This is a genomic window from bacterium (assembly GCA_023230585.1).
GTDB lineage: Bacteria > Ratteibacteria > UBA8468 > B48-G9 > JAFGKM01 > JALNXB01.
Genome location: JALNXB010000009.1, coordinates 26,554 through 47,022, shown reverse-complemented (window position 1 = coordinate 47,022; position 20,469 = coordinate 26,554). Strand labels below are relative to the sequence as shown.

General features: G+C 34.3%; 18 protein-coding genes. 15 read left to right on the top strand and 3 right to left on the bottom strand.

The features are described from left to right. Positions 1-224: 224 nt before the first annotated feature. Entirely contained in the window at positions 225-419 is a 195-nt protein-coding gene (locus tag M0P98_03490; protein MCK9265933.1) for a hypothetical protein, read from the top strand. Between the two features lie 70 nt (positions 420-489). Here the strand turns inward: M0P98_03490 and M0P98_03485 are convergent, their stop codons facing one another. Continuing rightward, on the bottom strand, positions 490-1,605 hold the full coding sequence (locus M0P98_03485) for a radical SAM protein (GenBank protein MCK9265932.1): 1,116 nt from the start codon (positions 1,603-1,605) through the stop codon (positions 490-492). Between the two features lie 256 nt (positions 1,606-1,861). On the opposite strand from M0P98_03485, the gene M0P98_03480 reads away from it, so the two are divergent. Continuing rightward, complete coding sequence (locus M0P98_03480; GenBank protein MCK9265931.1) at positions 1,862-2,749, top strand: SAM-dependent methyltransferase; 888 nt, start codon at positions 1,862-1,864, stop codon at positions 2,747-2,749. Here M0P98_03480 and M0P98_03475 read toward each other — a convergent pair. Continuing rightward, on the bottom strand, positions 2,730-3,251 hold the full coding sequence (locus M0P98_03475; protein ID MCK9265930.1) for a S26 family signal peptidase: 522 nt from the start codon (positions 3,249-3,251) through the stop codon (positions 2,730-2,732). The two genes, M0P98_03480 and M0P98_03475, sit on opposite strands and share 20 nt — an antisense overlap. A gap of 16 nt (positions 3,252-3,267) precedes the next feature. Then, positions 3,268-3,582 carry a PqqD family protein gene (locus M0P98_03470; GenBank protein ID MCK9265929.1) on the bottom strand — a complete coding sequence of 105 codons (315 nt, stop codon included), beginning with the start codon at positions 3,580-3,582 and terminating at the stop codon, positions 3,268-3,270. A gap of 349 nt (positions 3,583-3,931) precedes the next feature. On the opposite strand from M0P98_03470, the gene M0P98_03465 reads away from it, so the two are divergent. From M0P98_03465 to M0P98_03405, 13 genes are all read left to right on the top strand, one after another. Further along, on the top strand, positions 3,932-4,537 hold the full coding sequence (locus M0P98_03465; GenBank protein ID MCK9265928.1) for a sugar transferase: 606 nt from the start codon (positions 3,932-3,934) through the stop codon (positions 4,535-4,537). A gap of 92 nt (positions 4,538-4,629) precedes the next feature. After that, on the top strand, positions 4,630-5,430 hold the full coding sequence (locus M0P98_03460; GenBank protein MCK9265927.1) for a hypothetical protein: 801 nt from the start codon (positions 4,630-4,632) through the stop codon (positions 5,428-5,430). Between the two features lie 95 nt (positions 5,431-5,525). Continuing rightward, positions 5,526-7,541 carry a YjbH domain-containing protein gene (locus M0P98_03455; protein MCK9265926.1) on the top strand — a complete coding sequence of 672 codons (2,016 nt, stop codon included), beginning with the start codon at positions 5,526-5,528 and terminating at the stop codon, positions 7,539-7,541. Between the two features lie 396 nt (positions 7,542-7,937). Then, complete coding sequence (locus M0P98_03450; protein ID MCK9265925.1) at positions 7,938-10,346, top strand: SLBB domain-containing protein; 2,409 nt, start codon at positions 7,938-7,940, stop codon at positions 10,344-10,346. A gap of 144 nt (positions 10,347-10,490) precedes the next feature. Continuing rightward, positions 10,491-11,513, top strand: coding sequence for a Wzz/FepE/Etk N-terminal domain-containing protein (locus M0P98_03445; protein ID MCK9265924.1), 1,023 nt, complete (start codon positions 10,491-10,493; stop codon positions 11,511-11,513). Positions 11,514-11,763: 250 nt separating this feature from the next. Next, entirely contained in the window at positions 11,764-12,375 is a 612-nt protein-coding gene (locus M0P98_03440) for a sugar transferase (protein MCK9265923.1), read from the top strand. Next, complete coding sequence (locus M0P98_03435) at positions 12,368-13,186, top strand: HpcH/HpaI aldolase/citrate lyase family protein (protein ID MCK9265922.1); 819 nt, start codon at positions 12,368-12,370, stop codon at positions 13,184-13,186. Before M0P98_03440 ends, M0P98_03435 begins: the two co-directional genes overlap by 8 nt. Before the next feature lie 222 nt (positions 13,187-13,408). Next, positions 13,409-14,347 carry a hypothetical protein gene (locus M0P98_03430; protein MCK9265921.1) on the top strand — a complete coding sequence of 313 codons (939 nt, stop codon included), beginning with the start codon at positions 13,409-13,411 and terminating at the stop codon, positions 14,345-14,347. Between the two features lie 294 nt (positions 14,348-14,641). Next, positions 14,642-16,243 carry an asparagine synthase-related protein gene (locus tag M0P98_03425; GenBank protein MCK9265920.1) on the top strand — a complete coding sequence of 534 codons (1,602 nt, stop codon included), beginning with the start codon at positions 14,642-14,644 and terminating at the stop codon, positions 16,241-16,243. Then, the gene (locus tag M0P98_03420; GenBank protein ID MCK9265919.1) at positions 16,240-17,232 is read left to right on the top strand and encodes a hypothetical protein; all 993 of its coding nucleotides are present in this window, start codon (positions 16,240-16,242) and stop codon (positions 17,230-17,232) included. Before M0P98_03425 ends, M0P98_03420 begins: the two co-directional genes overlap by 4 nt. A gap of 93 nt (positions 17,233-17,325) precedes the next feature. After that, positions 17,326-18,231, top strand: a complete 906-nt coding sequence (locus M0P98_03415; GenBank protein ID MCK9265918.1) for a hypothetical protein — start codon at positions 17,326-17,328, stop codon at positions 18,229-18,231. 1 nt (position 18,232) lies between these two features. Beyond that, positions 18,233-19,339 (top strand): glycosyltransferase family 4 protein, encoded by a 1,107-nt coding sequence (locus M0P98_03410; GenBank protein ID MCK9265917.1) that lies wholly within the window; start codon positions 18,233-18,235, stop codon positions 19,337-19,339. A gap of 1 nt (position 19,340) precedes the next feature. Further along, positions 19,341-20,465 carry a glycosyltransferase family 4 protein gene (locus tag M0P98_03405; GenBank protein ID MCK9265916.1) on the top strand — a complete coding sequence of 375 codons (1,125 nt, stop codon included), beginning with the start codon at positions 19,341-19,343 and terminating at the stop codon, positions 20,463-20,465. The last annotated feature ends 4 nt before the right edge of the window (positions 20,466-20,469 follow it).

Sequence of the window (20,469 nt, the reverse complement as noted above, 5' to 3'; positions counted from 1 at the left end):
TTATAGCCGTGTCTTTCATGTTTAGTGTCATAACCTTATATTATGACCCATTTTTTCTTTAGGCTCAATCTGTATTTGAAACCGAGCCCTCTTTCAGGCTCATTTTGTATTATAAAAGACTAAGACTTGACAAAATAAAATGATTAATTATAATGTATAGTATTGATTAAAACTTTATTAATTTATAACTTTATTAATTTATAAATAAGAAAAAGGAGAGTAGGATGAATAAGATGAAATGGGAAAAACCTGAATTGGTAATTTTAACAAAAGGTCAACCAGAAGAATCTGTTTTAAAGGCTTGTAAAATGGTATCAGGTTTTACAGAAACTGGACCTGGGGACAAAAAAGTTGATCGCAGATGTCTTGTGAGAGAAAGCGCTACCTATGTTGATTGTCACAAAAGAGCTTTTACATAATAACTGACCATAAAATCTAACCGTTATACTACAACTTTAAGTGGGGGGGTTAACCCCCACTTATTTATGTCTACTTATTAAACATTTCTACTCTTGCTTTAGCAACTTCACAAAAACTGTCTGACGGTTCATCTAAAAAACCTGTTTCCAGATGTGCGTGAGCAGGGCACCATAAGCAAAGATTTATAATTTCACATCTACCACACTTCTTAAAATAATTTTTATTAGTACTCCTCATATTTCTTACTTTTGGAATAAAATTATTATAAGCATCTGTAAGAGAGCCTTTTCTAAGGTCATAGATACAGTCTGGGTGCCACAAAGAAGAGCACAATCGTAATGTTCCGTTGTAACCTATTGTGCAGGTACCAACACCTGCTCCACACCTGAACAGTACGTCTTTAATTTCATCATTAGGTTCCCCATCAATCAGAATATCAGAGCATTCTCTTTTCATTGCTGAAAACCTCTTAGGGTCACTTTTTTCAAGTTTGACTATCTCTTCTGGGATGAGGCGTTCTTTTACTATTTCTCTATTACGTTTTTCATTCCCGTCAAAACGAAGATGTAAAAGGTAGTCATACCTAAAAGAACCGGCTGTTCTTATATTAGAAAACTTAGATATTAGAGGCAATTCGTGAACGTTAGAACGTAAAGCCATCGCCTTAAATGTTGTTTTAATATTGTTTTTTATAAGCAGGTCAACTCCTTTCAGAAAAGAGTTGAAGGAACTGGGATTCCTTGTTACTCGCCCGTATGTTTCCGGGGTAACTCCGTAGACAGATACTTCAAGCTCTCTTGGCGGGTATTTTTTAAAAAGTTCTATATGCTTTTCTGTTATAAGGGTTGCATTGGTAAATACAGAGAGTAGTAATCCTTTCTTCTTAAGAGCAATATAGATATCAAAAAAATCTTTCCTTAATAGAGGTTCTCCGCCTGTTATAAGACAACCCATTGCTCCCAAAGAAACGGCTTCATCTGTAAACTTTAATATCTCTTCAAACGTTAATTCTTCCTCTTTTGTTTTCTCATCGCCAGGTGGAAGGTTTATATAACAGTGCCTGCAGTTATTGTTGCATCTAGCAGTCAATTCAAGTTCAATATCTATCAACATATTATTTCTATATATTTTTTCCCACAAGGAAAACTCTGACAACTCTTTTTTTATGACTCTTCCTTTTTTCATTATTTTGGTTCCTTAATATTTTAATACTTTATAAGTTCAAATTAAGTATAATAAATCATTATATTACATTTCTCAGTAATAAAAAATTTTTAGTTTTTTATGGTATAACTTGAATTAAAGAAAAACACTTTTCTTCTTGCTTCTCCCCCCATTCCGTCTTTTGTAGTTTGTCTTGCGAGCTTTACCCGCCGAAGCCAACCTACGCTAAAATACAAGCTTCGGCAGGTATACCTTGGCGTAGGAGGGGTTTCTCAACGTGGCAACCTACTTTTTGACATTGAAATTGGTAAATGTTTTAATAATCATAATGAAACTTAAAGTAAAAATATTTAAAAGATACAGACCAATAGTAATATTATACGTCTTTATTTCAAAATTCTGGGAAAAGGTACCGACTTTTTTGACCTATAAATTTTCTGGAATTTTTTATGGATTCTGGCTGGGTCTTCTTACCAAAACAGATATTCATCAGATAGACACTTTTAACTATTCTCGTTCTACTCTCTATTTTAATAAAAAATATAATAAAAGCGGGTTATGGGAATGGGAGAAACAAGCTCTTGAAAAATATTTTGCTGATAAAAAAACTTTGTTGGTTGCTGGTGCTGGAGCAGGTAGAGAAGTGTTAGCCCTAAAAAAAAATGGTTATGATGCTTATGGGTTTGAATGTAATCCTGATATGGTCACCTTTTCTGAAAAGATATTTATAGAAGAAGGAATAAAACCTTCTATTTTTTATGTGCCTCCTGACAAATGTCTTAAAAGAGGCTTGGGTTACGATGGGTTGATAATAGGATGGTGTGCTTATATGCATATACAAGGAAAAAAAGCACGCATAAATTTTCTTAAAGATATGAGAGGGCAGGTCAAAATAGGGGCTCCAATACTTATTTCTTTCTGGTCTAAATCAGACACCAGCACAGAGAAACTTAAACATATATTTTTTGTTGCAAATGCTATAAGGAGAGTTTTAAGAAGAACTCTTGTTGAAGAAGGAGACTCTCTTGATTCGAGAGGTTTTGTTCATTTTTTTACTGTCAAAGAGATTGAAAACGAACTCTTAGAATCAGGTTTTGTATTGCTAAAATATTTTAAAGAGGGGCACCACCATATTCTGGGAAGAGCTACAGAGATGGTTTTTTAAACAAGTCGTTTTTTATAAAAATAAGTGCCTTTCTGCAAAGGAAGGATAAGTATATACATACTCGATTTCTTGATAAGAAAGCAATCACTCTCTTTTCACCTCCAATACCAAGACGTGTAATTTTTCCTTTTCTTTCGATTTTTACTACTTTTCCTAATATCTCATTAAGAGAGGCAAACCCATCAAATTTAAAACAGTTATCTCCTTTAATTAGATAAGAATCTTTACTTCTATTTACAACTCTATGGACTACTACCTTTTTGTTGTATTGGTCTGCAACAATTACAACATCTCCAATAAAAATTGTACAATTTTTTACAGGTAAAATTGTTATTACATCACTGTTTTTTATGAATGGTAACATACTAAACCCAGTGGCTCTAAATCTGAAAGGCAAGCCTTTATTCAAGACGTCTTGGGCTATAGAAAGAAAGAGTTCTGAGGAGAGCAGAATTTCAGATTGTTTTTTATGGTAGAGGGCAGGCTTTTTCTTATATTCCATTGGAAAAGATTAACCACTACTTTTTTTCAACGACCATATTTCTATTCATAAGTTCTTGTAATAATCCCACAATATCCTCTTCAATAGTCTCAATTGGTGCCTCAAAAGTGGAAGATAGTTCTTTCGCAAGGGCTTTGATATTTCTATTGCCATCAAGTTTTTTCCAGATAGCTTTCCCCGTTTCATTTAAAGTGTAAAGTTCATCTTCCATATCTCCCACACCTGAGGTTAAAGGAATAATAACGATTGTGTCTTCAATTTCTCTTGAAACAATATTTTCTGAGGGAACATAGATTGAGTTTATATCTATTGTATTCTCTTTATCTGCCATTTTTCCTCCTTACTGTTTATAATATTCTGCCAATTTAATGAATAACCTCACTATTGTTCTTCTCTTTTATGTCCTTAAACTCGCAAAGACGGAATGGGGGGTAACGTATAAAAACAAAAGCATAAAGCAAACAGCCTCCCTCAGAAAAACTGTCGGGATAAACCCCTTATCCTTGCTCCTTCTCCCAAAGGGTAGAAGGCAAAAAGGGGAAGGTGTATGCGTCGTAGTCCCAGAGAGAGTAAATAACACCACATACTTTTTTGTCATCTTCATATTATATCAGTATTGCCACATAACTGCAATATGTTATAATTGATTGGTTCTTTAATAAAGATAATAGAGTTAAATTATGAGAAAAAAATCAGAAGATTATTATAACTCCTCTCTAAAAAGAGGGGTTGATATTTTTGGTTCAATAATCGGCATATTAGTTTCTTTGCCTCTCTACATTATTATTCCTCTTCTAATAAAACTTACGTCCAAAGGTTCTGTTTTTTATTTACAAGAAAGATTGGGAAAAAATAAAAAGAAATTTCATATTATTAAATTTAGAACAATGGTATCAGAAGCAGAAACAGACAAACCTTTATGGGCAGAGGAAAATGACACAAGAATAACTAACATAGGTCTATTTTTGAGGAAAACGAGAATAGACGAGTGGCCACAATTTATAAATGTTCTTAAAGGTGAAATGAGTATAGTGGGACCAAGACCTGAAAGAGAGTATTTTGTTAATCTACTTGAAAAACAAATTCCTTTATACAATTCAAGGTTTATTTTAAAACCCGGTATTACTGGTTGGGCACAGGTAAACCATAAGTATGCATCTAATATGCAAGACAACAAAATTAAACTTTACTACGACTTAATTTATCTAAAAAAATCTTCTTTTTTAAGTGACTTAATAATTGTGATTAAAACAATAAAAAGTATTTTCAATATGCAAGGCAGATAAGCAAAACAATGGTTTAAATATATTATGCTTGACAGAATTAAAAGTATATGTAAAATAGTAGTATCAAACTATAAATTCATAAAGGGGGCACAATGAAAAGAATTTTGAGTTTTACTATGATTGTAGGGCTACTTATTTCAACAGTACCTGTAAACCTGCATTCAGCAGGAAAACTGGCACCTACAAAAGTTAGAAGTATCAAACCCTATAGTATTACTGAAGGACAATTGAAACTTTTAAATGAGCAACCAAATATTGTTTTCTACCAAGAACTGCCAGAAAATCTATCTAAAGAACAGATTGGTGTTCTTGTTCCTCAACAACTTGGGGGGGGATACTTTGTTGGTACGCCAAAAGAAATAGCAGAAGCATTTAATTCTGCTGGTGTTTCAGTAGGATTAACAGAATCAGCAGTTTCTGGTTATGCCTCAAAAATGGCAATAGGTGCAGCCCCTATAATATTAGGGCTAATAATATCTGCGGCAACAGGAACATCAAAACCTTTAACTTCGCAGATGTATGATCGCACCTCTGCTAATGATGAGAATAAAAACAGAGCCAAGAAAAAATTTTTTGAGGAGAGCAAAGGTTTTTATCCGACCAATGTCCATTCAACAACTGATCACCATGCTGCAGAACACCATACCCCTGATTCTCCTTCTGTAGCAAAAAATGCACCCAAGAAGAAGATGCTTGAGGAGAGCAAAAACTTTCATCCGACCAATGTCCACTCAACAACTGATCATCATGCTGCAGAACACCATACCTCTGGTACTCCTACTGTGACAGCAACAAGCAGTACGCCCAAGAAGAAACTTTTTGAGGCGAGTAAAAATTTTCATCCGACCCAAGGTCATTCAGCAACTGACCACCATGCAGCGGACCATCATTAGTTTAATAAAGGTGAATAGTTATGATAATAGGGGCTAACTCATTTAATTTGAGTTATCCCCTTTGCTTTTATATGAGAAAAGGAACTTTGTAAATAATGTCAAAACTTAAATTCATTCTTTTTTTACTTCTACCAACTCTTCTTTATAGTGGAACAACTGATTGGGGTGGCACAGGACTTTTAAGAGTTCCTAACGGTCGAGTTATAAATGATGGAGACGTTAGGTTCACCTTTTCTGATTGCTACCCTTACAGAAATTATTCTGTAACTTTTGGTTTTTTCCCCTTCCTTGAAGTAAACGGAAGGATAATGGAGTTAAGAGATAAAAAATTTACAGGGGGCGGCTGGTCTGGGTATGGGTATTATAAGGATAAAATTGCTGATTTTAAAGTTCAACTTTTTGAAGAGAACGCCTTTCTACCATCTATCTCTGTTGGTGTGAATGATTTTCACGGAACCCAACTTTTTTTTACTGAATATATTGCTGCAAGTAAACAGATTGGTGATTTTGACTTTACTCTTGGATACGGGGACGATTTTTTTGGTACTATTTTTAATAAGAATAATAAAAAAAAGAGGGAACTTGACGGTCTTTTTGGCGGGGTGGAATGGAAAGCAAGAGATAATATATCTTTAATCTTTGAGTATGACCCTACGGAAAAACTTGCTCTTGGTAGAGGTACTATTTCTTCACCTTACAATTATGGAGTCCGTTGGTACCCTAAAGATTGGTTATCTTGTGGATATTCATATCAGAGGGGAGATAAACATAGTGTTTTTGTTGCTTTAACATATCCTTTTGGCTCAACAATAGTACCTCAAAGAGACGATCCACCTTTTTATGGACCTGTTGATTGGGCTCCTTTACCAGAACAACTTGTAGCTCAAACCCTCCCTCAAAAACTTCTTTCAATACAAAATATGCTCTCTGATGAAGACCTTAAAAATGTGCAGGTGGCTTTATCTTCAGATATGAAAACCTTTTATATAGAGATTGAGAACCGAAAGTACCTTTTTCATACCAAAGCAATAGGGCGTGCTTTAAGAGTAGCTTCGGTTATGATGCCTTCTGATATTGAAACACTCTGTATAGTGTTAAAACAGATTGATGTACCAATGGTAGAGGTTGCTGTCTCAAGGGCTGACTATATAGATTATCTTAACCAAAAAATTAGCGAAAAAGAGCTTTCTCAAAAGATAAAGGTTAGCAATAAAATATCAGAAAAATCAGTATGGTGGAACGAGGAATATGTCAATATGATTGATAAACATAATCCTATATACTACCATTTTGAACCGATAAAACTGGAAAGTTATTGGAATGATCCTTCCGGATTTTTTAAGTATAGAGTTGGACCTGCCCTTTCTCTTGCCAAAGATATTAATAATGGATTAAGTGTAGTGAGTTCTCTGAAAATGCCGTTATATAGCAATGTTTCTACAAGAAATAAGCCATCATCAAATAAACCAGTTAGAAGCGATATATCTAAATATCTTGATAGTACAGGTCTATCTGTTGATAATCTTTATGTTAACCAGTTTTTGAAAGTTAGTGAAAATAATTATTTTAGGTTAACGGCAGGATACCTTGAACTACAATACGCAGGCATTGGTGTGGAATATTTAAGAACTTTCCTTCAAGGAAGAGTTGCTTTGGGAAATGAAATAACCTGGGCAAATAAAAGAGAACCAGATTCTCTTTTTGGACTTGGAGACGATTCTGCAACTACTAAATTTATTAATTTGTACTCATATTTTCCTAAACTTGAAACAACTGTTAGTGCAAAAGTTGGCAAGTTTCTTGGTGGTGATAAAGGTGTAAGGTTAGATATTTCAAGAGATGTAAGAGGCGGCAAGGTATTTATGTGGTACTCAAAAACTGATACTAAAGGATTTACTGGTCCCAACAGAAATTATTCTGATAAAGGTGTAGGGTTTGCCTTGCCTGTAAGAGCCCTCTGGTCTTCGGATTCGAGAGGTTACTACTCTACTTCAATTGCTCCTTGGTCAAGAGATACAGGACAACCTGTGAAACAACTTAGTTTGTATAATTTTATAAGAGAGTATACACCTATATATATACGTAATTATTTGAACCAATTGGCAGAATAGTTTAATCGTCAATTGGTTGTCGCCCCTGTTTGTCATTCTGGATCTATCCCGAGTACCCCCGAGGGGCTTAACAGGCTCAGAGTAGGGGAACAAAAGGCTTGAACCTTTTGTTAACAGCCCCCCATTCCGTCTTTGCGAGGTTTATCCCGAGCACCTCCGAGGGAGGCAGTTAGAAACTTAACCAAAAACGAAAGACGTAATGATAAAGAATGAGGTACTCCTAGTATGTCATTCCGGACTTGATCCGGAATCTCGCTTTTACGACTCCCGTTACACGGGTTAGGTTAGAGATTATGAAACAAGTTCAGGTTAACAATTTTGGTGAAAAGGAATGAGGATTGGCGTATTATAAGATATACAATTTTTTGATAATTTAATACTTTATATGGAGGTATAATGAATTTTAAAAGAGTAATTTTTAATTTTACAATTCTTCTTTCTATTATTTTTGCTTATGAAGTTTTTGGGCAGACAACAGTTCCAAATATATTGCCTCAAAAACTTGCTCCTTCTACAGGTATTCGTAATACTGTGCCTATTGCTCCTGTATCTAATGCTCTCCCAACTAAAGGAGAAGAAGTATTACTCAAATCACCTCTATCTGAGGATATTTCTCTACCACTCGCAGAAGAAGTAAAAGAGTATTCTGCGTTCCAAAAATACCTTCTTGATAAAACAAGTACCTCTATATCTCGAGAGGTTGAACATTTTGGTTACAACTTTTTTACTGTTCCCCCAGAGACATTTACACCAGTACAATCTGTGCCGGTTAATAACGCTTATGTAATTGGTCCCGGTGATGAAATAAGGATTAATATATGGGGTATGGTAGAAGGGGTCTGGAACCTTGAGGTTGATAGAGATGGTAATATAACAATGCCTTCAATAGGTACTGTTAGCGTGGTAGGGCTTACCTATGGAAACTTAGAATCGTTTTTAAAGAAAGAAATCTCAAAATTTTATAGAGAGTTTCAATTAAATGTTAGTTTGGGGCAACTTAGAAGTATACCTGTTTATCTTGTTGGGAACGTTAAAAAACCTGGTAATTATACGGTCTCTTCTCTATCAACCTTAGTCAACGCTCTTTTTGTCTCTGGAGGCCCTTCTATTACCGGCACTATGAGGGATATTCATCTTAAAAGAGAGGGTAAAACCATAACAAGTTTTGATATGTATGAATTTCTTCTCAAAGGAGACAAATCAAAAGATATAAAACTTCAACCTGAAGATGTTATATTTGTCCCTTCTGTTGGTCCACTTGTTGCTATTATTGGAAATGTTGTTAACCCGGCAATATACGAAATACGCGAAGACTCCACTATCTCTGACCTTGTATCAATGGCTGGCGGGGTTAGTGCTACAGGGTATATTAAAAGGGTGCAAGTAGAAAGAATATCACAGAACGAATCAAAAATTGTTGTTGATAGTAATCTATCAGATCTGGATAGCAGCAAAGATAACATAAAACTTATCAATGGAGATGTAGTAATAATATATTCTATTTCAGAAAGGTTGACCAACGCTATTACTTTAAAAGGTAATGTTGTTAGACCAGGTATTTATCAATGGCGTGAAGGTATTAGAGTAAGTGATATTCTTGTTGACGTAGAGAAAGACCTTCTTCCTGAGACAAACCTTGATTATGGTATGATAGAAAGAGTAAGAATCCCATCTTATGAGAGAGAACTTATATTTTTTAATCCGAAAAATGCTATTTTAAATAAAGATAAAGAAGAAGACAAACTTCTAAAACCTTATGATACAATAGAAATATATTCAAAGTGGCAGTACGAAGAACAACCTAAAGTAAAAATTGTTGGGGCTGTCCCTTCACCTGGAGATTATATTTACAGAGAAGAAATGAAAGTATCTGATTTAATAAAACTTGCTGGTGGATTAAGAAAATATGCCTACAAACAAGAAGCCGAACTTGCAAGAGCTGTGCCAAACTCAACTGGAGTAGAAAACTTTAGGTACTACATAAACCTTGATAAAGTAATGGAGAACGATCCTGCCCACAACCTTACCCTTCTTTATGACGACTATCTCTTTATAAGGTCGATTCCTGACTGGCAATTATACCAAACAGTATCTATAGGTGGAGAAGTGAGATTTCCCGGCAGTTACACTATAAAGAAAGGTGAGACGATAACTTCTATTATTGCAAGAGCAGGTGGGTTGACTGAGGACGCTTATATAAGAGGAGCTGTTTTTACCAGAGAAGAGATACGTCAGACTCAGCGAAAGCAGATGGATAAGATGATTAACCAACTTGAGTTGGAACTTCTTTCTCCGATTAGCACACTTGGAACTTTGACTTCTACTGATATATCCAAACAGGAAGACGAACTAATAAAAAAACAGGCACTTGTAGAAAAACTTAAAACAATTGAACCAGACGGCAGGATTGTCATCTCTCTTGCTACCAAACCTGGTGAAAAGATGTATGATATGGAGTTGGAAGATGGGGATTCTTTAACCATACCAAAAAATCCTGGCGTAGTTAGTATAATGGGAGCTGTTTATAATCCTACAACATTTGTTTATGGAGAGAAAATGCCTTATAGCAAGTATTTAAAAATGGCTGGTGGTTTTACTCCTGCTGCAAATAAAAGAGAATTATATATAATTAAAGTTGATGGAACTATTGTTAAGCCAGGTATGGGTTATATACTTGAACCGGGAGATGCTATAGTTGCTCCTGAGAAGATAGAGATAGTTTCTGTCCGTCGAGAAATGAGAGATATAATAGATATTATGTATAAAGCGGCTATGGTAGTGGCAGTTACTACAAAAATTTTCTAATTTTGTGTTTTTTTGTCCTCTACCCTTATTCCGTCTTTGCGAAGGAATGTTTTTTACGACTGCGGCAATCTTGTTGTAAGCGGAAAGGAATGGAAGGAAACAAAAAAAGTTCACTTAAATTTAACAAATTGAGGGAGCAAAAAAATGAAAGAAGAAGTAACCCTTCTGGATTACTGGCGAACAATCTGGAAATACAAATTGCTTATTATAGGTATTATGGTCGTTCTGGTAATAGCAGCTTTTATTTATACCTCAAGGAAGCCCGATGTTTATAGAGCAACCGCAAGCATACTTCCTTCTACCGGTGCAGGCGAAGGCTACTCCTATCGTTCAATGGCATATTACGGGGGTATGAGCAGTAGCGATATATTTACATCTTTCTTAAAGAGTAGAACATTAAGAGAGGAAGTTAGGAAAGAACTGATACAAATCTCAGAAACAGATAAAGAAGTTTTTGTACCAGTTCCAGAGATAGGTCTTTCTGACGAAAATATCATAAAAATAAGTATTACAGACGCTAACCCAGAAAGAGCAGCCGTGATAGCCAACCTATATGTTACTAATCTTGACAAATTTTATGCTACATTTAGCAAAAAGGATGCAGGCCATAAAAGGCAGTTTATTGAAAAACGTCTTGAAGAGGTAGAAAAATCCCTCAGAACAGCAGAGATGCGTCTTGAATCTTATAATGTAAGGCACGGACTTTCTGGAAGCAGAGACTCTTCCACTATGGCATCAGCAAGTAGTTTGGAGAGCCAGCTTATAGCCAAAAAATTTGAATTGGATTCAAAACTACAATATACAACATCAAATAATCCGGAAGTAATAAGGTTAAAAAGAGAGATATCTGAGTTAGAAAAAACTGTTGCTAAAATACCGTCTATGGAAACTGAAAAGGCAGAACTTATGAGAGATTTAAGGCAACAGGAAAACTTGTACAGGGTTTTAACTGAGCAGTTTGAACAGATTAAAGTAGAGGAAGTAAGAGACCTTCCAACTGTGCAAGTGCTGGACTGGGCTGTCGTTCCAAAGGTGAAAGATGGACCAAACATCAAAAGAAATATATTTATTGCTACTTTTTTATCGTTCTTTTTAGGGATATTCCTTGCTTTTCTGCTTGATTACGTTGCTACACAGAGAAAAGTTTTATATGAAAAAAAAGCATAACATTTTTTTCTCCCTCCACCCCCTATTCAACCTTTGCCTCTGTTTGTCATTGCGAAGGCTTGTCTGCCGAAGCCAACCTACGCTAAAATACAAGCTTCGGTAGGTATACCTTGGCGTAGGATGAGGGGTGCAGTTAGCAGGCTAAGGAAAAATGAAAGGCGTAACGATAAAAGATGAGACTCCCCCTTATATGTCATTCCGGACTTGATCCGGAATCTCTCATCGAGAGGGGCTTTTAAAGGAAAACCTAATGAAATACTCTGAAATCAAAAGAAGCATAGATATCTTTGTTTCATCAATGGGGCTGGTAATTATGTCACCTGTTATGATTCTTATAGGTGTTGCGGTAAAATTAGAATCAGAAGGACCTGTAATATATAAACAAGAGCGCCTTGGGTTAAACGGAAAGGTCTTTAATATGTATAAATTCCGTTCAATGTATCTTGGTTCAGAACAGAAAGGTGTCTATGAGACAAAGGGAGATAAAAGGGTCACAAGTACAGGTAAAATTATAAGAAAAACAGGCCTTGATGAACTTCCTCAATTTATAAATATTATTAAAGGTGATATGTCTATGATAGGTCCTCGCCCTGTCTTAACCTACCACCCCTGGCCTTTTGAGGAGTATTCTATTGAACAACGTAAACGTTTTAATGTAAGACCTGGTGTTACCGGATGGGCACAGGTCAATGGTAGGAAAGATGTAGAATGGCATAAAAGAATAGAGTACGATATTGAGTATGCAGATAAAATATCACTCCAGTTTGATATAAAGATTCTGTTAAAATCTGTTTTAAAAGTAGCAGCTATGAAAGATAATTTGAATATTAAAGAGACGGTAACCAAAAAAACAAATGCTTAAACTTATATATATAACAAACCAAGAAGAGATTGCAATAATAGCAGAAAACAATGGTGTTGATTTAATTTTTATTGACCTTGAAATAAAAGGTAAAGAGAAAAGACAGAAGGGTAGAGATACAGTTATTTCAAAACACCATTTTGAGGATATAATAAAAATCAAGAAAGTTCTTACCAGTTCCAAGTTGATTGTTAGAGTTAATCCTATAAACATATCTTCAAAGAGAGAAATTGATAAAGTTATAAATAATGGGGCAGATATTATTATGCTACCTTACTTTAAAACAGTTGAAGAAGTAGAAACTTTCCTTGAATATGTAGATAAAAGAATTAAAACCTGTCTTCTTGTTGAAACTGCTTCTGCAGTAGAAAAGATAGACGAAATAGTTGAATTAGAAGGTATAGACTCAATCTATATTGGGTTAAATGATCTACATTTAAGTTATAGAATGAAATTTTTATTTGAACCTCTTGCTAACGGAACAGTAGAAAAATTATGTAGCAAATTTAAATCAAAAGGAATTCCTTATGGGTTTGGGGGAGTAGCCTCCCTTGGTAAAGGATTTTTGCCAGCAGAAAAGATAATACCTGAACATTATCGGCTCGGTTCAAGTATGGTGATATTGTCAAGAAGTTTTTGTAATACAGGTGTGATAACTGATTTAAATGAGATTGAAAATTTATTTAAAATAGAACTCAAACGTTTCAGAGAATATGAGGCAGAGATACAAAAAAGAGATGATAAGTTTTTTGAAAAGAACCGTATAGAGTTGGTTAAAAAAGTGGAAGAAATAATTTCTAACATAAAATAACAGTACTTTTGCCCCTGTTTGTCATTCCGGATTTATCCCGAGTACTCCCGAGGGACTTGATCTGGCATCTCTCATCAGGGGGGTGTTTTATCTTTGCGAGGTATCTCTCGCCGAAGGCGAAAAGGGAAACACTCCCTCCGATTTCTCCCTCTACCCTATGGGGAGAGGGTTGGGGTGAGGGGGGTATTTATGTTTTTAATTACAACATAAAAAAACAATACTATGAACATACTACTTACAAGCGCTTTTAAATATACAGAAGAACAACTAAACAAAATTAACTCCCTCGGTTTTAATATAACTTCTGTTTCAGACGAGCGTATTCCGCTTAAAATAGATGTATCCTTAATAGATATTGTAGTCTGTAACCAACTTTTTCTATACAATGACATCTCCAAATTCAAGAACCTCAAATTTATACAACTTACAAGCGTTGGCTTGGAAAGAGTGCCTCTTGAATATACAAAAAAACATAATATACTTGTGTTAAATGCTGGAAAAACCTATGCTATACCTATTTCTGAATGGGTAATTCTTAAAATTTTGGAGATTTACAAGTCAAGCAGAAAGTTTTTTGAACAACAGAATAGTAAAATATGGGAGAAAGATAGAACACTTCTGGAACTAACTGATAAAAAGGTTCTTATAGCAGGTTTCGGAAATATCGGACAAGAGATAGCCAGACGGCTTAAACCTTTTGGAGTTTATATAGTTGCTATGGATAAGAGAAAACTTAAGCCAGAAGAAGAAAATCTTGTTGACAAAGTTTGCACGCCTGTTGAAATAGATAATATTCTTAAATCAATAGATATTCTTATTTTAACTCTTCCTTTCACAGCAGAAACTCGAAACATTATAAATAGAGACCGAATTTTTGATATGAAAAAAGGCAGTATAATAGTAAACCCCGCAAGAGGAAAACTTCTTGACGAAAAAGCCCTTTTAGAAGCACTTGATGCTGGCATTATATATGGGGCTGCTCTTGATGTATTTCAAAAAGAACCATTACCTCAAGAAAGTCCCCTTTGGAATATGAAAAATGTTATAATAACCCCTCACAACTCTTTTGTTTCTGATATGATAAACAAAAGGTTGTTTGAACTAATATATTTAAATCTTAAAAGAGAGATTATAAAACACGGTTATGGCAAAAATAGGTGAATAAAGAGAAAAAGGTAGAGATTTATATTTTGGTCCCCCATTCCGACTTTGCGAGTGTTTCGTAACGTGGCACTCTCGCCGAAGGCGGAAAAGGGTGAGGGGGAGTTAGCAGGTTGAGGGAAAAAGTAAAACGTAACGATAAAACAGGATACTCCCCTTGCCAGTCATTCCGGACTTGATCCGGAATCTCTCATCGGGGTCTTTTGTCTGTTTGCGAGTGATGAAGGTTGTTACCTCGGCGTTTTTGTGTAGGGCCGACCTTCGTCTTGGTCAAGTATAATAAAAGGATAATAAATGAAAAAAAATAAAATAAAAGAAATCCTGGATAATCACCCACATTACAGAGAAACATTATTCTGTAGAGGTTATCTTATAACTAATAGCAAAGTTAACCTATCCTCATATCCTTTTTATGACCAATGGAAGAAGTGTCCCTTTGGTAGTTTAAATAATGATTTTGAATTAAATATATTCTGCCATAAATGGCAAAACTGCTATATATACGAAAAAAACGGATTAAAAATCTCTCTCATAGGGCACGCTTACAACCCTTTTGATATGAAGCATAAAGAAGAAGAAATCCTTAAAGATTGTTTAATGGCTTATACTCAGAGTTTGGAAGCATTTTTTGACAAGATAAGCGAGCTAACCGGCATTCATCTAATTATCTTGAATGATAACGGAAAATTAATTGCTGTTCAAGATTGTTCAGGTAGGCAGGCGTGCTGTTATGGTTTACTTAAAAAAGATGTTTATATTACTTCACATCCTCAATTGGTTGCTGATATATGCAACTTAGATATGGACCCTTTTATTAAAAAACTAACAGGTAAATGGTTCTACAAATACAGTAATAACCATCTGCCTGGGAACTTAACTCCTTACAAAGAATTAAAAAATCTTGGTCCAAATATTTATCTTGAATATAAAGAATCATTTAATATTAACAGGTTTTTCCCTGTAAAACCACATCCTGAACTTAAACCTGAAGAATATGAAAAGACTGTTGACTCAATAATATCCTTGCTAAATAAGAATATACAATTGTGTGTACAGAGATGGAAAAAAACAGCCATTTCCTTAACAGGTGGAGTGGATAGTAAAACAACACTTGCCTGTGCTAACGGGCTTTATGATAAATTAAAATGCTTTACTTTTCATAGCAAACCATCAGAAGTTATAGATGCAAATGCTGCCTACATAATATGTAAAGAACTCGGTATTGACCACAAAATATATCCTATTCAGAATAACAATTTAGAGGTAAAAGATTATTCTTTATTAAAGCAAGTAATCACTCATAATTTGTCATATAGTAGCATACTTAAAGAAAATGAAGTTAGAAAATATATATATTTTTACAGAAAAGAGGATTTTGATGTAGAACTTAAATCTAATGTATCGGAAATAGGGAGAGTGTCCCGGGAACAGAGGGGTGGTGTTATTTTTCCTGATATTTTGACCCCCCGACATTTCAGCGTTCTTCAGGCAAAATACGTTTTTTCACCTTTCTTGATGCGCAAAGCAGACAATTGTTATGCAAATTACCTCAAAGAGATAAATCTTGATATGCCTTTATATAATTATAAACATATAGATCTTCATTTTTGGGAAATCTACTCAACTTTCTGGGGTTCTACTGTAATAGTCGGACAGAATATCTTCAGACGTACAGTTACGATGCCATTTAACAACAGAAAATTGATAGATATGTTCCTCTGGTTCCCGAAAGAATATAGGAAAAGTGATATGTTACATAAAGAAATTACCAAACGTGCAAATAGTTTAATAAGTACACTTGAGATAAACATACGTAGCCCATATTTGAGCAATAAGCGTATTTTACTGGAAAAACTCTATTATAAATACACCTTTTTATTTTACAGAAAAAAATGAAAAAGATAATACGAATTTATAGAATATGTAGAAATAGTTATAAGACTCTCTATAAATTTAATAAGAAGGAAAAAGTATTTGGGAAGGGTCTATGCTTTTACTTTTGGTATGATCTGATATGGAGTATTTCCCGTTTTGGCTGTACACCAGACGAATATTTGCGTTTTGAGTTTTATAAAAAGAGTCATTCGGAGAGGGACAAGTTTCTTACAGCCAGAAGGGTAGATGGAATAGTAAAAAATTTTAATACCAAAAATCATACTGGTGAGTATTTTGATAAAGGAGAAATATATAAAATATTTTCAGAATTTATCAGCCGTAAATGGCTTGATACAAGAAAATCTGGTTATGAAGAATTCCGCAGATTTATTATTCAGGAGAAAGAGGTTTTTTTTAAACCTTCAATTGGCGCAGAAGGAGTAAATATTTCTAAATATTCTTATAAAGAAGGAGATGATTTAAAAGGCATATATACACAGATTAAAGGATTTCTTATTGAAGAGGTTATAAAACAGAATAAGGTGATGGAGTTACTTCACCCTTCTTCTGTTAACACTATCCGAGTAGTTGCTTTTTTGAGTAAAGGAGAGGTCGAAATAATCGGTTGTTATGTGAGAATGGGCATATCTAACCTGTCGGTTGATAACATATCACTCGGAGGAATGGTAGCTGCTGTAGATATAAAAACTGGGGTAGTATATACACCAGGGATTACAAAAAATCTTGAAAAATATCTAATACATCCCTTAACAGGAGTTCAGATAATAGGATTTAAAATCCCTAATTGGGAGAATGTTATAAAGACAGTAAAAAAAGCTCATTTATTAATGTCTAATTGCAGATATTTGGGTTGGGATATTGCAATTCTTGGCGAAGGAGTTGAATTGGTAGAAGTTAATTGGAGAAGTGGTATTTCGTTTCAAATGACTAATCAACGAGGGCTTTATGAACCAATTTGTAAAATCTTAAAAAATGAAAGGAAAAATTAAAATACTAAGATGAAAAAGGTAATACGAGCATGCAGGAATAGTTATAAGTCTCTCTCTAAATTTAACCAAGAAATAAAGACATTTAGAAAGGGTATGTATCTCTATTTTTGGTGTGATTTAATATGGAGTATTATCCGTTTTGGTTGCAGGCCTGGTGAATATTTACGCTTTGAGTTTTATAAAAAGAGTAACTGGGAAAAAAATAAGTTTTTAACCAGAAGAAGATGGAATGGAATAGTAAAGAGATTTAATGCTAAAAATTATACTGATGGACCTTTTGATAAAGGAGAAATATATAAAATATTTTCAGAATTTATCAGCCGTAAATGGCTTGATACAAAAAAATCTTATTATGAAGAATTCCGCAGATTTATTATTCAGGAGAAAGAGGTTATTTTTAAACCTTCAATTGGCGCAGAAGGAGTAGATATTTCTAAATATTCTTACAAAGAAGGAGACGATTTAGAAGGCATATATGCTCAGATGAAAGGATTTCTTATTGAAGAGGTTATAAAGCAGAATAGGGCAATGGAGTCACTTAACCCTTCTTCTGTTAACACTATCCGAGTAGTTGCTTTTTTGAGTAAAGAAGAGGTTGAAATAATCGGTTGTTATGTGAGAGTGGGCATATCTAACCTGCCGGTTGATAATATATCACTCGGAGGAATGGTAGCTACTGTAGATATAAAAACGGGAGTAGTATATACACCAGGAGTAACCAAAAGAATTGAGGAGCATCTTATACACCCCTTAACAGGAGTTCAGATAATAGGATTTAAGATTCCTAATTGGGAGAATGTTATAAAGACAGTAAAAAAAGCTCATTTATTAATGCCTAATTACAGGTATTTGGGTTGGGATATTGCAATTCTTGACGAAGGAGTTGAATTGGTAGAAGTCAATTGGAAAAGCGGTATTTCGTTTCAAATGACTAATCAAAAAGGACTTTACGAACCAATCTATAAAATCTTAAAAAGTGAAAGGAAAAATAAAATATAAAATGAAAAAAATCTTGATTATTGGTCCTACCACCCATACTATAGTAAATTTTAGAGGTGATTTGATTAAGGAGATGACATCGAGAGGTCATCAGGTTGTTGCTATTGGACCAGAGAAAGGATTTGAAGAAGAAATAAAAAGTTTTGGTGCTCGTTTTATACACCTTCCTATGCAGAAAACCAGCGTTGGTATTTTGCATGACTTAACTTATATGAAAAATTTATTAAAAATTTTTAAAATAGAAAAACCAGATGTTTTATTTAGTTATGCTATAAAACCGGTTATATACGGTTCCATTTCTGCAAAACTTGCAAGTGTAAAAGAAAGGTATTCTATGATTACAGGGTTAGGGTATGTTTTTACTACAAAAAACTTTAAAACAAAGATTTTAACGCTTATAGTAGGTCTTCTTTATAGATTAGGTTTTGCCTGCTCTCATAAGGTTATTTTTCAAAATGAAGATGATATGAATGATTTTTTACAGGCAGGATATGTTTCAAAAAATAAGACCTCACTTGTGAACGGTTCGGGGGTCAATATGAACAAGTTCACACCGACACCTTTACCTAAAACACTTACATTTTTAATGATAGCCAGAGTGTTGAGAAATAAAGGAGTGGTGGAATACCTTGAAGCTGCAAGAAAACTAAAAAATAAATATCCAGATATAAAATTTGTTCTACTTGGTGCTATTGAAAAATTACAGGATTCGTTAAAATATGATGATATAAGACCATACATAGATGATACAAGTATAGAATATTACAAAGAAACAAGAGATGTAAGACCCTATCTTGCACAATCTTCTGTTTTTGTTTTACCATCTTACAGAGAAGGTACTCCAAGAACAGTTCTTGAAGCAATGGCTTGCGGAAGACCAGTAATTACGACAAATGTTCCCGGTTGCCGTCAGACGGTAGTTAATGGTATCAATGGTTTTCTTGTACCTGTAAAAGATATTAATGCGCTTGCAGAAAAGATGGAATGGTTTATCAACAACTCTGAAAAAATAAAAGAGATGGGAGAGGCAAGTTATAATATATGTAAAGAAAAATATGATGTAGAAAAAGTAAACAAAGAAATGTTGAAACTCCTTAACCTAATCTAAAATGAAAAAAGTACTCATAACAGCAACAGTTCAAAGCCATATAGCTCAGTTTCATAAGCCTTTGATAGATATTCTACATAAACACGGATATGAAGTTCACGTAGCAGCGAGGGATAATCTGGGAGAAAAGAACGGCTTAAAACTTGATTCTCCTGATAAGATTTACAATATTCCGTTTGACCGTTCCCCATTTAGCAAAAAAAATATAGACGCCTATAAACAACTTAAAAAGATAATTGCTGAAAATAGATATGATATAATTCACTGCAATACCCCTATGGGCGGAGTCCTTACACGTCTTGCGGCAAGAGTGGTCAGGAAAAAAGGCGTTAAAGTGTTTTATACAGCCCACGGGTTCCATTTTTATAAAGGTGCACCTATTATAAATTGGCTTCTATATTATCCAGTAGAGAAGTACCTTGCTCGACATACTGATAAAATAATTACTATAACAGAGGAAGATTATTTAATGGCTTCCAGAAAACTAAATACCAAAATTTTTCGTATACACGGGGTAGGTGTTGACCCGTTAAGATATTTTCCTGTCTCTGAAGAAGATAAAGAGATGATGAGGCAGGATAGGGGATACTCACAAAAATATTTTATTATTCTTTGCACAGGAGAACTTAATAAAAACAAAAACCAATCAACAGTAATAAAAGCGGTTGCAGAAGTTATAAAGACCAACTTTGATGTTAAGTTGTTACTTGCTGGCAATGGTCCTATGGAAAAAGAGTTAAAAGAATTAGTTAAAGAACTTGGAATTGATAAAAATGTAGAATTTCTTGGATACAGAACAGATCTTGATAAATACGTTAAAATATCTGATATAGTGGTCTCTGCAAGTTTTCGTGAAGGACTTGGCTTGAATATTATAGAAGCAATGCTTTGTGGTAAGCCTGTTGTTTCTTCCATAAATAGAGGACATAAAGAACTTGTAAAAGAGGGTAAGACAGGTTTTCTACTCTTTACAAAGGATATTTTGGGTTTTGCAGATAGAATACTTACTTTAAAAAAAGATGCTGATCTTGCCAAAAAAATGGGAGAATTAGGTGAAAAATCTGTTGAGTTATATGTTTTTGATAATGTAAAAAGAGAACTTGAGTTAATATACAACTTTAAATAAAGAA

What these genes read in the sequence shown, in the direction of transcription:
- M0P98_03440 (MCK9265923.1), top strand. Translation starts at nt 11,764, where the DNA reads ATGAAATACTCTGAAATCAAAAGAAGCATAGATATCTTTGTTTCATCA.
- M0P98_03460 (MCK9265927.1), top strand. Translation starts at nt 4,630, where the DNA reads ATGAAAAGAATTTTGAGTTTTACTATGATTGTAGGGCTACTTATTTCA.
- M0P98_03410 (MCK9265917.1), top strand. Translation starts at nt 18,233, where the DNA reads ATGAAAAAAATCTTGATTATTGGTCCTACCACCCATACTATAGTAAAT.
- M0P98_03450 (MCK9265925.1), top strand. Translation starts at nt 7,938, where the DNA reads ATGAATTTTAAAAGAGTAATTTTTAATTTTACAATTCTTCTTTCTATT.
- M0P98_03420 (MCK9265919.1), top strand. Translation starts at nt 16,240, where the DNA reads ATGAAAAAGATAATACGAATTTATAGAATATGTAGAAATAGTTATAAG.
- M0P98_03470 (MCK9265929.1), bottom strand. Translation starts at nt 3,582, where the DNA reads ATGGCAGATAAAGAGAATACAATAGATATAAACTCAATCTATGTTCCC.
- M0P98_03490 (MCK9265933.1), top strand. Translation starts at nt 225, where the DNA reads ATGAATAAGATGAAATGGGAAAAACCTGAATTGGTAATTTTAACAAAA.
- M0P98_03430 (MCK9265921.1), top strand. Translation starts at nt 13,409, where the DNA reads ATGAACATACTACTTACAAGCGCTTTTAAATATACAGAAGAACAACTA.
- M0P98_03435 (MCK9265922.1), top strand. Translation starts at nt 12,368, where the DNA reads ATGCTTAAACTTATATATATAACAAACCAAGAAGAGATTGCAATAATA.
- M0P98_03425 (MCK9265920.1), top strand. Translation starts at nt 14,642, where the DNA reads ATGAAAAAAAATAAAATAAAAGAAATCCTGGATAATCACCCACATTAC.
- M0P98_03465 (MCK9265928.1), top strand. Translation starts at nt 3,932, where the DNA reads ATGAGAAAAAAATCAGAAGATTATTATAACTCCTCTCTAAAAAGAGGG.
- M0P98_03455 (MCK9265926.1), top strand. Translation starts at nt 5,526, where the DNA reads ATGTCAAAACTTAAATTCATTCTTTTTTTACTTCTACCAACTCTTCTT.
- M0P98_03475 (MCK9265930.1), bottom strand. Translation starts at nt 3,251, where the DNA reads ATGGAATATAAGAAAAAGCCTGCCCTCTACCATAAAAAACAATCTGAA.
- M0P98_03405 (MCK9265916.1), top strand. Translation starts at nt 19,341, where the DNA reads ATGAAAAAAGTACTCATAACAGCAACAGTTCAAAGCCATATAGCTCAG.
- M0P98_03415 (MCK9265918.1), top strand. Translation starts at nt 17,326, where the DNA reads ATGTATCTCTATTTTTGGTGTGATTTAATATGGAGTATTATCCGTTTT.
- M0P98_03445 (MCK9265924.1), top strand. Translation starts at nt 10,491, where the DNA reads ATGAAAGAAGAAGTAACCCTTCTGGATTACTGGCGAACAATCTGGAAA.
- M0P98_03485 (MCK9265932.1), bottom strand. Translation starts at nt 1,605, where the DNA reads ATGAAAAAAGGAAGAGTCATAAAAAAAGAGTTGTCAGAGTTTTCCTTG.